Origin of the sequence: Chryseobacterium sp. SIMBA_029 (assembly GCF_046535275.1) — a bacterium.
Taxonomy (GTDB): domain Bacteria; phylum Bacteroidota; class Bacteroidia; order Flavobacteriales; family Weeksellaceae; genus Chryseobacterium.
Genome location: NZ_JAWRXA010000564.1, coordinates 1 through 256 on the forward strand (window position 1 = coordinate 1; position 256 = coordinate 256).

Genomic DNA, 256 nt, shown 5'->3' on the forward strand with positions numbered 1-256 from the left:
TGATCGGCGGCGCCGGTGACGACACGATCAATGGCGGTGACGGCGACGATACGATCATCTACACGATCGGCGACGGCGCCGATGTGATCGATGGTGGTGCGGGCAACGACACCCTCAAGATCTCCACGTCCTCTGCACCGGACGCAGGCTATCTCTACGAATACATCAAGTACGACGGCACCAACCTCGTCATGACGCCTGTCCTGCCGAACGGCCAGCCGGCGCCTGCCCCTTATAATGCAACGCTGACAGTAAC

At 60.5% G+C, this 256-nt stretch carries 1 pseudogene; it reads left to right on the forward strand.

Features of this window, described 5'->3' with window-relative positions:
* A pseudogene (locus SB679_RS25240) lies at nucleotides 1-256 on the forward strand (hypothetical protein); the annotation flags it as partial.